The organism is Streptomyces sp. NPDC093544 (genome assembly GCF_040683495.1).
Classification (GTDB): Bacteria; Actinomycetota; Actinomycetes; order Streptomycetales; family Streptomycetaceae; genus Streptomyces.
Map to the genome: position 1 here is coordinate 139,532 of NZ_JBFBEA010000003.1, position 12,233 is coordinate 151,764.

General features: G+C 69.0%; 12 protein-coding genes. 1 reads left to right on the top strand and 11 read right to left on the bottom strand.

The genetic code is table 11. The features are described 5' to 3' along the window. Nucleotides 1-33: 33 nt before the first annotated feature. The 6 genes from rlmN to rpsB form a co-directional block, all read right to left on the bottom strand. Nucleotides 34-1,140, bottom strand: coding sequence for a 23S rRNA (adenine(2503)-C(2))-methyltransferase RlmN (gene rlmN / locus AB0N66_RS04965; protein ID WP_365428836.1), 1,107 nt, complete (start codon nucleotides 1,138-1,140; stop codon nucleotides 34-36). 113 nt (nucleotides 1,141-1,253) lie between these two features. Continuing rightward, on the bottom strand, nucleotides 1,254-2,384 hold the full coding sequence (locus AB0N66_RS04970; protein ID WP_365428839.1) for a phosphatidate cytidylyltransferase: 1,131 nt from the start codon (nucleotides 2,382-2,384) through the stop codon (nucleotides 1,254-1,256). After that, nucleotides 2,384-2,941 carry a ribosome recycling factor gene (gene frr, locus AB0N66_RS04975; RefSeq protein ID WP_327432044.1) on the bottom strand — a complete coding sequence of 186 codons (558 nt, stop codon included), beginning with the start codon at nucleotides 2,939-2,941 and terminating at the stop codon, nucleotides 2,384-2,386. Before frr ends, AB0N66_RS04970 begins: the two co-directional genes overlap by 1 nt. A 167-nt stretch (nucleotides 2,942-3,108) precedes the next feature. Next, nucleotides 3,109-3,879 (bottom strand): UMP kinase, encoded by a 771-nt coding sequence (pyrH, locus tag AB0N66_RS04980; protein WP_365428842.1) that lies wholly within the window; start codon nucleotides 3,877-3,879, stop codon nucleotides 3,109-3,111. Between the two features lie 190 nt (nucleotides 3,880-4,069). Further along, on the bottom strand, nucleotides 4,070-4,906 hold the full coding sequence (gene tsf / locus AB0N66_RS04985; RefSeq protein ID WP_365428845.1) for a translation elongation factor Ts: 837 nt from the start codon (nucleotides 4,904-4,906) through the stop codon (nucleotides 4,070-4,072). A gap of 95 nt (nucleotides 4,907-5,001) precedes the next feature. Next, on the bottom strand, nucleotides 5,002-5,988 hold the full coding sequence (gene rpsB / locus AB0N66_RS04990; protein WP_365428848.1) for a 30S ribosomal protein S2: 987 nt from the start codon (nucleotides 5,986-5,988) through the stop codon (nucleotides 5,002-5,004). A gap of 270 nt (nucleotides 5,989-6,258) precedes the next feature. Here rpsB and AB0N66_RS04995 point away from each other — a divergent pair, with 270 nt between their 5' ends. Continuing rightward, complete coding sequence (locus AB0N66_RS04995; RefSeq protein WP_365428851.1) at nucleotides 6,259-6,885, top strand: M23 family metallopeptidase; 627 nt, start codon at nucleotides 6,259-6,261, stop codon at nucleotides 6,883-6,885. 287 nt (nucleotides 6,886-7,172) lie between these two features. On the opposite strand, the gene AB0N66_RS05000 is transcribed toward AB0N66_RS04995, so the two are convergent. The 5 genes from AB0N66_RS05000 to AB0N66_RS05020 form a co-directional block, all read right to left on the bottom strand. Continuing rightward, entirely contained in the window at nucleotides 7,173-7,730 is a 558-nt protein-coding gene (locus tag AB0N66_RS05000) for a helix-turn-helix domain-containing protein (protein ID WP_365429467.1), read from the bottom strand. Between the two features lie 240 nt (nucleotides 7,731-7,970). Beyond that, nucleotides 7,971-8,813: an RNA polymerase sigma factor WhiG gene (whiG, locus tag AB0N66_RS05005; protein ID WP_365428854.1), complete on the bottom strand. Its 843-nt coding sequence runs from the start codon at nucleotides 8,811-8,813 to the stop codon at nucleotides 7,971-7,973. Nucleotides 8,814-9,084: 271 nt separating this feature from the next. After that, nucleotides 9,085-10,230 carry a DNA-processing protein DprA gene (gene dprA / locus AB0N66_RS05010; RefSeq protein WP_365428856.1) on the bottom strand — a complete coding sequence of 382 codons (1,146 nt, stop codon included), beginning with the start codon at nucleotides 10,228-10,230 and terminating at the stop codon, nucleotides 9,085-9,087. After that, a complete protein-coding gene (locus AB0N66_RS05015) occupies nucleotides 10,230-11,852 on the bottom strand; it encodes a YifB family Mg chelatase-like AAA ATPase (RefSeq protein ID WP_365428859.1) in 1,623 nt (540 codons plus the stop codon). The genes dprA and AB0N66_RS05015 overlap by 1 nt, the downstream gene beginning before the upstream one ends. Further along, on the bottom strand, nucleotides 11,852-12,226 hold the full coding sequence (locus AB0N66_RS05020; protein ID WP_365428862.1) for a YraN family protein: 375 nt from the start codon (nucleotides 12,224-12,226) through the stop codon (nucleotides 11,852-11,854). Before AB0N66_RS05020 ends, AB0N66_RS05015 begins: the two co-directional genes overlap by 1 nt. Between the last annotated feature and the right edge of the window lie 7 nt (nucleotides 12,227-12,233).

Consider the following 12,233-nt stretch of genomic DNA (forward strand, 5'->3'; position numbering starts at 1 on the left):
TAAGGATGCACGTACGCAACCACGGTGGCCAGGCTACCGCTCGGTGGCCGCGAGCTGACCGCACGCCCCGTCGATCTCCTGACCACGGGTGTCCCGAACGGTGACCGGCACCCCGTGCGCCGCGATCGCTTCGACGAACGCCTTCTCGTCCTCGGGCCGCGAGGCGGTCCACTTCGAACCCGGCGTCGGGTTCAGCGGGATGAGATTGACATGCACGGGCTTGCCCTTGAGCATCCGCCCGAGCCGGTCACCACGCCAGGCCTGGTCGTTGATGTCCCTGATCAGCGCGTACTCGATGGAGAGCCGGCGCCCCGACTTGGCCGCGTACTCCCAGCCGGCGTCCAGCACCTCCCGCACCTGCCATCGTGTGTTCACCGGTACGAGGGTGTCGCGCAGCTCGTCGTCGGGTGCGTGGAGAGAGATGGCGAGGCGGCACTTGAAGCCCTCGTCGGACAGCCGGTTGATCGCCGGGACGAGCCCGACGGTCGAGACGGTGATGCCACGCTGCGAGAGACCGAGCCCGTCGGGCTCGGGGTCGGTCAGCGCGCGGATCGCCCCGACCACCCTCTTGTAGTTGGCCAGCGGCTCGCCCATGCCCATGAACACGATGTTGCTGAGCCGCGCCGGACCACCCGGGATCTCCCCGTCCCGAAGCGCCCGCATGCCATCGACGATCTGGTGCACGATCTCGCCGGTGGAGAGGTTCCGGTCGAGCCCGGCCTGCCCGGTCGCACAGAACGGGCAGTTCATCCCGCATCCGGCCTGCGAGCTGATGCACATGGTCACCCGGTCCGGGTACCGCATCAGCACGGACTCGACGAGCGTGCCGTCGAAGAGCCGCCACAAGGTCTTGCGGGTGGTCTCCTGGTCGGTCGACATATGCCGAACCACCGTCATCAGCTCAGGAAGCAACGCCTCCTGAAGCTTCCCGCGCGAGGCGGCCGGGATGTCCGTCCACTCCGCGGGGTCGTGCGCGTACCGCGCGAAGTAGTGCTGCGACAGCTGCTTGGCACGAAACGGCTTCTCACCGATCGCGGCAACCGCTTCTTTACGCTCAGCGGGCGTGAGATCGGCAAGATGCCGCGGCGGCTTCTTGGCTCCGCGCGGGGCGACGAATGTAAGTTCTCCGGGCTTAGGCATGGCTGTACCAGTGTCGCAGACATACGGAGAGGGGCTCGCCGCCCTGTGGACAACGAACCCCTCACCGACAAACCCGCACGTCAGCGACGTACAGACGCATTCACAACAGCAGGTCAGCCGGACCCGACGAAGATCACCAGCAGCAACCACACCACCGGAGCCGTGGGCAACAGCGAGTCCAGCCGGTCCATGATTCCGCCGTGCCCCGGCAGCAACGTGCCCATGTCCTTGATGCCCAGGTCACGCTTGATCATGGACTCGCCGAGGTCGCCGAGCGTGGCGCTGGCCGCGACCGCGAGGCCCAGGAGCAGGCCCTGCCACCAGGTGCCGTCGTCGATCAGGAACTCCATCAACAGCGCACCCGCCGCCATCGCGAAGGTGACCGCTCCGACCAGGCCCTCGCGGGTCTTGCCGGGGCTGATGCGCGGCGCCAGCTTGTGCTTGCCGAAGCGCCAGCCGATCGCGTACGCGCCCGTGTCACTGACCACGGCGAGCAGCAGGAACGTGAGTACCCGCCGTGAGCCGTCGTCGGCCGCGAGCATCAGCGCGACGAACGTGGCCAGGAACGGGATGTAGAAGGCCGCGAAGACACCGGCCGTGACGTCCCTCAGATAGCCCTCGGGGGGCTCCGTCATGCGCCAGACCAGGACGGCCAGTGCGGTGAGTGCCATCGCCACCCACGCACCCTCGGCGCCCCGGACGTAACCGGAGACGACCATCGCCGCACCGCCGAGCGCCAGCGGCACGAGAGGCGCCTTGATGCCCTTGCGCTCCTCCAGCCGCGAGGTGAGCTCCCACAGCCCCACCACCACGGCGACCGCTATCACGCCGATGAAGACGGCCTTGACGATGAGCAAGGACGCGACGATCACCACACCGAGCCCGACAGCCACTCCTATGGCCGCGCCCAAGTCCCGTCCCGCGCTCTTCTTCTGCGGTGCGGGGGCGGGCTGTGGGGCGCTGGGCATGGGCTCCTGCGGCTTCTGCGACGGGCCCCCGTAGGGCGGCGCCGTCGCCGGTGTGTCGTCGCGGAACAGGGGACCGCTCAGCCGAGCGGCCCCCCGGTCGTCATCCTGGTCTCCGCCATGTTCGGGTACGTCGGGCACGATGGGCATGGGCCGAGTGTGCTGCGCGTCATACGCATCGTATGCGGGACCCGCCGGGGCAGCCCCCTGGACAGGCCCCTGCTCGGACGGCCCCCAGTACCCGGCTTGTGGCGGCGGCGCCCAGGAAGAGTCGTTCATCAGACCTCGAGCAGCTCCGCTTCCTTGTGCTTGAGGAGCTCGTCCACCTGGGCGGCGTACTTCGCCGTGGTGTCGTCGAGTTCCTTCTCCGCACGGCGGCCCTCGTCCTCGCCGACCTCGCCGTCCTTGATCAGCTTGTCGATGGTCTCCTTCGCCTTGCGGCGAACGGAGCGGATCGAGATCTTGGCGTCCTCACCCTTGGTCTTGGCGACCTTGATGAACTCCTTGCGGCGCTCCTGGGTCAGCTCGGGGAACACCACCCGGATGATGTTGCCGTCGTTGCTCGGGTTGACACCCAGGTCGGAGTCGCGGATCGCCTGCTCGATGTTGCGCATCGCGCTCTTGTCGAACGGGGTCACCACCGCCATGCGCGGCTCGGGCACCGAGAACGAGGCCAGCTGGTTGATCGGCGTCAGTGCGCCGTAGTAGTCCGCCACGATCTTGTTGAACATCGCCGGGTGCGCACGACCGGTGCGGATCGCGGCGAAGTCCTCCTTGGCGACCACGACGGCCTTCTCCATCTTCTCCTCGGCCTCGAGGAGGGTCTCTTCGATCACCACTTGCTCCTGCGTCTTGAGTAGGCCCGGCAGCTGTTCCTCGTGGAGGTGGCAGCCGGCTGCGTCGCGTCTTGTTCCTGCACGGTTCCGGACCGGCAGGACATTGTCCATCCCCCGGTCGGGGTCCGTGTCCGGTCAGAGCTCGACCCCGGTCGGGGCCGGTCCCGTCAGGCCCGGCTGCTGTGTTCACCCACGAGTGTGCCGATCTTCTCACCCTTGACCGCCCGCGCGATATTGCCCTCCGCCAGGAGCTCGAAGACCAGGATGGGCAGCTTGTTGTCCCGGCACAGCGTGATGGCGGTCATGTCGGCGACCTTGAGGTCGCGGGTGATGACCTCGCCGTAGCTGAGCGAGTCGAACTTGACCGCCTCGGGGTTGGTCTTCGGGTCGGAGTCGTACACACCGTCGACACCGTTCTTGCCCATCAGCAGAGCCTCGGCGTCGATCTCCAGGGCGCGCTGGGCGGCAGTGGTGTCGGTGGAGAAGTACGGCATGCCCATACCGGCGCCGAAGATGACCACACGGCCCTTCTCCAGGTGCCGTACGGCGCGAAGCGGGATGTACGGCTCGGCGACCTGCCCCATGGTGATGGCGGTCTGGACACGGCTGTCGATGCCTTCCTTCTCCAGGAAGTCCTGGAGGGCCAGGCAGTTCATGACCGTGCCGAGCATGCCCATGTAGTCGGAGCGCGCCCGGTCCATGCCGCGCTGCTGGAGTTCCGCGCCGCGGAAGAAGTTGCCGCCGCCGATGACAACCGCGATCTGGGCGCCGCCGCGCACGACGGCCGCGATCTCACGGGCGATCTTGTGCACCACATCGGGATCGACGCCCAGTCCGCCGCCGCCGGCGAACGCCTCGCCGGAAAGCTTCAGCATGAAGCGTCCCGCGCCTTTGCCCTCGTCGGTCTTCTCGCCCTTGCCGGCCTGGGTGGTGGTCATGGATCTCTCGCCTCTTTACGTGTCACACATACGAAGAAGGCCATTGCCGCCGGGGTGTTGTTCGCATCCCATGCTCGGCAATGGCCTCCTCGTCAGATCTGCTGTCGTCCGACACGCACGCGCGCGTGCCCACGTACGCGGACGACTGCTGTCGACCCTAGCGGGGTCGGGCGTCGATCGCGGTACGGACTCAGATGCCGACCTTGATACGCACGAAGCGCTTCAGGGTGACACCGGCCTCGTCCAGAATCTTCTGGACGGACTTCTTGTTGTCGAGCGCGTACGGCTGACCGAGGAGGGTGGCCTCCTTGAAGAAGCCGTTGACGCGACCCTCGACGATCTTCGGAAGCGCGGCCTCCGGCTTGCCCTCCGCGCGCGTGGTCTCCTCGGCGACGCGACGCTCGGACTCGACGACCTCGGCCGGAACGTCCTCGCGGGAGAGGTACTTCGGCGCGAAGGCGGCGATGTGCTGCGCGATGCCCTTGGCAAGCTCGGCGTTCGGCTTGTCCAGCTCGACCAGAACACCGATCTGCGGGGGCAGGTCGGGCATGGTGCGGTGCATGTACGCGGCGACGTAGCCGCCGGAGAACTGGGCGAAGCGGTCCAGGACGATCTTCTCGCCCAGGTTCGCGTTGGCCTCGTCGACGAACGCCTGAACCGTCTTGCCGGCCTCGATCTCGGAGCCCAGGAGGGCGTCGAGGTCGGCCGGGGAGGACGCGACGACGTGCTCGGCGATCTGGTTGGCGACGGCCTGGAACTTCTCACCCTTGGCGACGAAGTCCGTCTCGCACTTCAGCTCGACCAGGACACCGGAGGAGTTGTCGTCGGCGATGATGGAGACCACAGCGCCGTTCTCGGCGGAGCGGCCCTCGCGCTTGGCGACGCCCTTCTGGCCCTTGATCCGCAGCGCCTCGACGGCCTTGTCGACGTTGCCGTCGGACTCGTCCAGCGCCTTCTTACAGTCCATCATGCCGGCGCCGGTGAGCTCACGGAGCTTCTTGACGTCGGCGGCGGTGTAGTTCGCCATGATTCCTGGAATCTCTCTCGAAGTCTGAAGATCTACGGGCCGAACGGCGGGGGCTTGGTGTGCCCCCGCCGTTCAGAACCCGAAGGGGTGAGGGGTCAGGCCTGCTCGGCGTCCGTGGCGGGGGCCTCGGCGGCGGGCGCCTCAGCGGCAACAACCTCGGCGGGAGCAACCTCGGCAGGAGCCTCAGCGGCAGGAGCCTCAGCGGCAGCGGCCTCGGCGGGAGCCTCGGCCTCTTCGGCGTCGGCGACCTTCTCGGTCTCGGCGGAGGTCTGGACCTCGGCGGCCGGAGCCTCGGCGTCGTCGGCCTTCTTCTCGCCCTCGAGCAGGTCGCGCTCCCACGCGGCGAGCGGCTCGGCCGCGGCCTTGTCACCCTCGGCGGCCTTGCCCACGCCGGAGCGGGAGATGAGGCCCTCGGCGACGGCGTCGGCGATCACGCGGGTGAGCAGGGTGACGGAGCGGATCGCGTCGTCGTTGCCCGGGATCTTGTAGTCGACCTCGTCGGGGTCGCAGTTGGTGTCGAGGATGGCGACGACCGGGATGTTGAGCTTCCGGGCCTCACCGACCGCGATGTGCTCCTTCTTGGTATCCACGATCCAGACGGCGCTGGGAACCTTGGACATCTCGCGGATACCACCGAGGGTCTTCTCCAGCTTGGCCTTCTCGCGCGAGAGCACGAGAAGCTCCTTCTTGGTGAGACCCGACGCGGCGACGTCGTCGAAGTCGATCTGCTCAAGCTCCTTGAGGCGCTGCAGACGCTTGTAGACGGTCGAGAAGTTGGTGAGCATGCCGCCCAGCCAGCGCTGGTTGACGTAGGGCATGCCGACGCGGGTGGCCTGCTCGGCGATGGCCTCCTGCGCCTGCTTCTTCGTGCCGACGAACATGACCGTGCCGCCGTGGGCGACGGTCTCCTTGACGAACTCGTAGGCGCGGTCGATGTACGACAGCGACTGGAGCAGGTCGATGATGTAGATGCCGTTGCGCTCCGTGAAGATGAAACGCTTCATCTTCGGGTTCCAACGACGGGTCTGGTGACCGAAGTGGACGCCGCTTTCCAGCAGCTCCCGCATCGTGACGACGGCCATGGCCGTTCTCCTTGGTGTTCTCGGTTGTGCCGCGCGTGCCGGACGGCACTCGCGCCTGACGCCCGCTTGCGCCTTGCCACTAGGGACCGAGAGGCGCTGACACCGGCTGTTTGATGGCCTGGAGTCGGGGCGTGCGAAGTCGACCCGGTCGCCCGGATCGCCACCAGAAGTGTACGGGACCCGAGAGGCACCGGGTGACGCCGCTTTCCACAACCGGCCGGTACTCCACAGATCCCGGCCATGATCGGCCCGATGCGGGACGGTTCTCGCATGCGAGCGAAACGATGTCTGCGTACGTGGCTGGGTTTGCTGCTGGGACTGACGGTGACCGTCCTGGGATCCCTGACCCCGTCCGCCCTGGCCCGGACGACCGGCCTGGCACCACCGGGTCCGCCCCGATCCCCGGGACCGCCCGCGGCAGCCGATCCGACGGTACCGACCGTCGCCCGCGCATGGCCCTTGGGCGTACGTCCCTCGGTCGTACGGGGCTGGGATCCCCCGGCGACGACATACGGCCGCGGTCACCGGGGCGTGGACCTCGCGGCGGCCCCGGGCACACCGGTACGGGCGGTCGCACCGGGCCGGGTGTCTTTCGCCGGCCGGGTCGCGGGGCGCGGAGTGGTCTCGGTGGAACTGACGGGCACAGGGACGCCGCCACTACGCACGACGTACGGGCCGGTACGGGCGTCGGTGGAGAAGGGCGCCGAGGTCGCGACGGGCGAGGTTCTGGGCACCGTGGACACCGTGGAACCAGGAAGTCCCCACTGCCCGACGTCATGCCTGCACTGGGGCCTGCTCAGAGGAAAGACATACCTGAACCCGCTGTCCCTGCTCCCACCTTGGCTGCTGAGCGGAGGCCCGTCCCGCTTGCTACCGGTGACCGGGCTTCAGCGATAGCCACCCCTGCGGTGGGCATGGGTGCCGCTACAACCGGTCCGTCCGTCCCAGCGATGGGCATGCCTGCCGCAGCAGCCAGTCCGTCCGTCCGTCCGCCCTAGCGATGGGCATGCCTGCCGCTGTAACCGGCCTCGCTGTGGGCATGCGTGCCGATAGGGGCGGCTCCCGTCCCAACGAAAGCGGCATCCCGCAAGCGCCGGGCCAGGCGGCCCACCCAGACCTCAGCCCCACGCCGGGTGCGCAGAAGCAGAGGCCCAGCCCCAACGCCGAGCCCCTGCAACAGAGCCTCAGCCCCGAACGCCCCGCAGAGCCATCGCGACCGCAGCGTCGGTGATGGACGTGGGATCCTCAGCCGCCCCCAGCTCAATCCGGCGCACAGCGGCGTCCACCACACCCTGAAGAAGCATCGCCGCCAACCGCGGCTCGGCATGCCCAAGCTCCCCGAGCGCCTCAACGATCATTGCCACAAGCCCGCCATGAGCCGCACGGATCTTCTCCCGAGCCCCGGCATCGAGCTCGCTCGCGGAGATGGCCACCACGGCCCGGTGCCGCCGGTCCCCGACAAGAGCCAGCTGCTGTCGGACATAGGCCTCGACCTTGGCCTCCGAGGTCTCCGCCCGCTGCATCGCGTCAGACACCTCCGTCGCCCAGACCGGGAAGTCCACCTCGCACAGCTCTTCGACAACGGCGGCCCGCGACCGGAAGTACTCATAGACGGAGGACCGCGCAAGCCCGGTGCGCTCGGCGAGAGCCGGGAAGGTCAGCGCCTCCGTCCCGCCCTCGGACAGCAGCGACCGCGCCGCGTCCAGCAGGGCGGCTCGCTGCATCGACCGGTGCTCGGCCACGGAGGCCGCTCGAATCCTTGGCACGGCCACCACTTTACGGACGGACCGCCCCGAACGGCACCCACCCCGATCACCCCACGATTGGAAGCCGCACCAAACAGGGACAAGACGGCGGCCGGCCACAGCCGAGGCAAGAGCGGAAAAACGCCGGCCGAAGGCGGGACACCAATGGGAACCCAGGGCGCCCCAGGACGGGACAAAGAGCGACAGAGACGATTCAGCGCCGCGCCCCCATCGAGGTCAGCGCCCGAAACTGGCCAGCTTCGCCCGCAGCTGAAGCACCGACTTCGTGTGGATCTGGCTCACCCGGCTCTCGGTCACCCCGAGCACATTGCCGATCTCGGCGAGCGTGAGCCCCTCGTAGTAGTACAGCGTGACCACGGTCTTCTCCCGGTCGGGCAGCGTGTTGATCGCCCGCGCGAGAAACCTCCGCAGCTCCCGGTCCTCCGCGACCTCCACCGGATTGTCGGCCGCGGTGTCCTCAAGGGTGTCCATCAGACTCAGCCGGTCACCGCCCTCGCCTCCGACGTGCAGCAGCTCCTCCAGAGCCACCACATTCGCCAGCGACAACTGACTGAAGACCGCGTGGAGTTCGTCAACGCCGATCCCCATCTCGGAGGCCACCTCGCCCTCGGACGGGGTACGCCGCAGTCGCGCCTCCAGCGTCGCGTAGGCCCGCTCCACATTGCGCGCCTTCTGCCGCACGGACCGCGGAATCCAGTCCAGCGCGCGCAGTTCGTCGATCATCGCGCCCCGGATGCGCGTGATCGCGTACGTCTCGAACTTGATCTCCCGTTCGATGTCGAACTTCTCGATCGCGTCGATCAGCCCGAACACCCCCGAGGAGACGAAGTCCGCCTGCTCGACATTGGCCGGCAGGCCGACACTCACCCGCCCGGCGACGTACTTCACCAGCGGCGAGTAGTGCAGGATCAACTGCTCCCGCAGCCGCTCGTCGCCCGTCGACTTGTACGACCGCCACAGCTCGTCGAGCGTCGAGGGAGCGGGCGGGCGCACGCTGCGGCCGTCACGGGCCGCCGGGGGGACCGCCGCCCGGTCGGACCCGGAGGTGTGCTGGGGCATTCGTCGCCTTGTGCCGTTCTGCTGTGAACTGGGGATGCCTGGGTGAGCTGTCGGTCTGATGTCGAGTTGCCTGTCTGCGCCGGAAACCCCGTGAGCGTAGCGTGACTGGAGCGTCGCAGTGCGCGAAGGTCGGGGGATCACCCCTGCGCAGGTACGTTCCGCTGGGCACCGCCCGGGGTCCCGGTGATCGCCCTGAGTGATCACCGGGAGACGCCAACTGCGGGAATTGCCAAGGCTGTCGGCGTTCGCCCGGACGGCCGAACACGCTCGGTCAACACCCGCTTCGAGGACCGCGGACGGAGATCATTGCCTGGCGTGTCAACTTCCAGCCGTCGCCGTGTCGTTCGACGAAACCAAGTGCTCGGAGTTCGTACAGTCTCCCGACCGCCTCGTCCGTCGTGGTCCCCGCGCCGCGGGCGACCTCCTCGACCCTCACCAGGCCACGGGCCGGCAGCGCGGCCAGCACCCGCCCGGCGCCCGGGTCGAGCAGATCGCGCGGAAGCACGGGCCCTCGCCGGTCGGGGGCCAGTTCTCCTATGTCGCCCACCAGCTCGGCGACTTCCGCGGCGTCGGAGACCAGGACCGCGTCCCCGCGCAACAGTTCGTGTACTCCGGCTGACAACCCGCTGGTGACGGGACCCGGCACCCCTATCGTGAACCGCCCGAGCCGCGCCGCCGCGCGTGCAGTGACCAGCGCGCCACTGCGGTACGCGGCCTCGACGACCACGGTCCCCCGGGTGAGCGCCGCGATGACCCTGTTCCGCAGGATGAATCTGCTCGGTGTGGGGTGGTCACCGGGCGGCAACTCCCCCACCACCAGACCCTGTTCGGCGATTCGGGTGATCAACTGGGAGTGCCCGCGCGGGTAGGGCTGGTCGACGCCGCAGGCCAGCACGGCGACGGTGGCGCCGCCCGCTCCAAGGGCTCCCCGGTGCGCGGCGCCGTCCACGCCGTAGGCGCCGCCCGACACCACCACCCAGCCCCGCTCCGCGAGCCCCGCGCCCAGCGTGGCCGCCATATGCGCGCCGTACTCGGTGCACGCCCGCGCTCCGACGACGGCGACGGAGCGCAGTGCCCATATCCGCAGACTGGGCTGCCCTCGTACCCAGAGTCCGATGGGCCTGGTGTCGCCCAGATCGTCGAGCTGGGCGGGCCACTGCGGCTCTCCGGGGCAGATGAATCTCACGCCGGCGTCCTGCGCCTGGGCCAGATCCCGCTCGGGCTGCATCCGGGCGGCCCGTCCCCGCAGCCCCTCCCACCGCTTCACACTCGCCCCGGGCAACGGTTCCCGTCCCTCCACGAGCCGCCGCGCCACCTCCACCGCCCCGAGCTCCCGCAGCCACCGCCCTCCGAGCTCGTCGCCGGGTTCGAAGACCCGCGTGAGGGCGACGCGGGCCATCCGTTCGTCGTACGTCATCACCGTGAACCGATCATCATCGGCACCCCTCGGGGGACCCCGGTGCGCAGTTGCAGGGCCAGGGCCACATCCCCGGCGTCCGGTCGGTCGTGTCCCGCGAGGTCGGCCACGGTCCAGGCGACGCGGAGGACCCGGTCCAGACCACGCGCGGTCAGCACTCCTCGCTCCAGTCCACGCTCCGCCTCGTCCATCGCTCCCGGCAGTGCCTGCCAGCGGCTGCGCAGTTCGCGTCCCGGCACCTCGCTGTTCGTGTGCCAGGTAGTGCCGGTCAACCGCGCGGCGGAACGCTCGCGAGCGGCACTCACCCGGTCGGCCACCGTCCGTGTCGACTCGCCCAGTGCTCCGGCCGCCGTCAGTTCGGACCGGGTGACGGGCTCCACCTCGACCCGCAGATCGATCCGGTCGATCAGCGGGCCGGAGAGCCTGGACTGGTACCGGCGGACCGAGGAGGGCGGGCACTCACAGATGTCGTTCGCCACGCTGAAGCGCCCACAGGGGCAGGGGTTGGCCGCGAGGACCATCAGGAACTTCGCCGGAAACCGCACGACACCGGCGCTGCGCGCGATCACGACATGCCCCGCCTCCAAAGGCTGCCGTAGGGCATCGAGGACAAAACTACTGAACTCTGGAGCTTCATCCAGAAAAAGAACACCCCTATGCGAAAGAGACACCGCACCGGGCCGGGCAAGCCCCTTGCCGCCGCCGACGAGCGACTGCATCGTCGCCGAATGGTGGGGCGCACAGTACGGCGGAATGTCCACCATCGGCTTGCCCGGTGGCAGTAGTCCCGCCACGGAGTGAATCGCCGTCACCTCCAGCGATTCCTGCCTGCTGAGGCGAGGCAGCAGCGAAGGCATCCGCTCGGCGAGCATGGTCTTGCCCGCGCCGGGCGGCCCCTGGAGGAAGACATGGTGTCCTCCGGCGGCCGCGACCTCCATGGCGGTTCGCGCCGACATCTGGCCGACCACGTCGGCGAGGTCGTGCCCCTGGTCGTGTTCCGGCAGAGCCATGCCGCACAGGCCGGTCGCCTCTCCCGTGCCCGGCATACGAAGCCCCGCCAGCAGCGGATCCGGCCGCCCCTGCTCGTCCGGATCCTCCTCGGGCACCGGTTCGTCCGTGAGCACGGCGATCAACTGCCGCAGGCTGCGGACGCCGAGCACGGAGATCCCCGGCACCAATGAGGCTTCCGCTGCCGCGCACTCCGGCACCACCACCTGTTCGTATCCCGCATTCGCGGCGGCCAGGACCGCCGGCAGGACTCCGCGTACCGGCCGGACCCGCCCGTCCAGGCCGAGCTCCCCGATCATCACGATGTCGCAGAGCACGCGTGGGTCGATCCGCTCGGAAGCCCCGAGCACCGCCGACGCCACGGCAAGATCAAACCCGCTGCCGCTCTTCGGCACCGACGCCGGGCTCAGCCCGACCGTCAGCTTCTTCTGTGGCCACAACGCCCCGGAATTCACGACGGCCGCCCGAACCCGGTCCTTGCTCTCCGTCAGGCTCTTGTCCGGCAGTCCTACGAGGGTGAACGCCGCGACACCGGGTTCCAGGCCCGCCTGGACCTCGACGACGACGCCCTCGACACCGACCAGGGCCACTGAGCACGTACGCGCGAACCCCATCAGGCCACCCCCCGCGCGTGCTCGACCACGGGTGCGCCGCGGTCGGGGAGGACAACGCCGATCAGGTCGATGCGGACGCCGCCAGGTGGGGCCCCGCCGTGTTCCTGGAGCCAGCGTTCGGCCAGGCTCCGCAGGCGTTGCACCTTGGCCGTCGTGACGGCCGCCATCGGGTGCTCGAAGGCTCCCGCCTTGCGGGTCTTGACCTCACAGACGACCAGCGCGTCACCGTCACGGGCCACGATGTCGATCTCGCCGGTCCTGCCGGAGCGCCAGTTGCGCGCCAGGACCGTCATCCCGGTCTCGGTCAGCCGCCGCGCGGCCAGATCCTCGCCGTACCTGCCGAGTGCGTTGCGTTGTGCGTTGCGTGTGTTCATGTCGGCA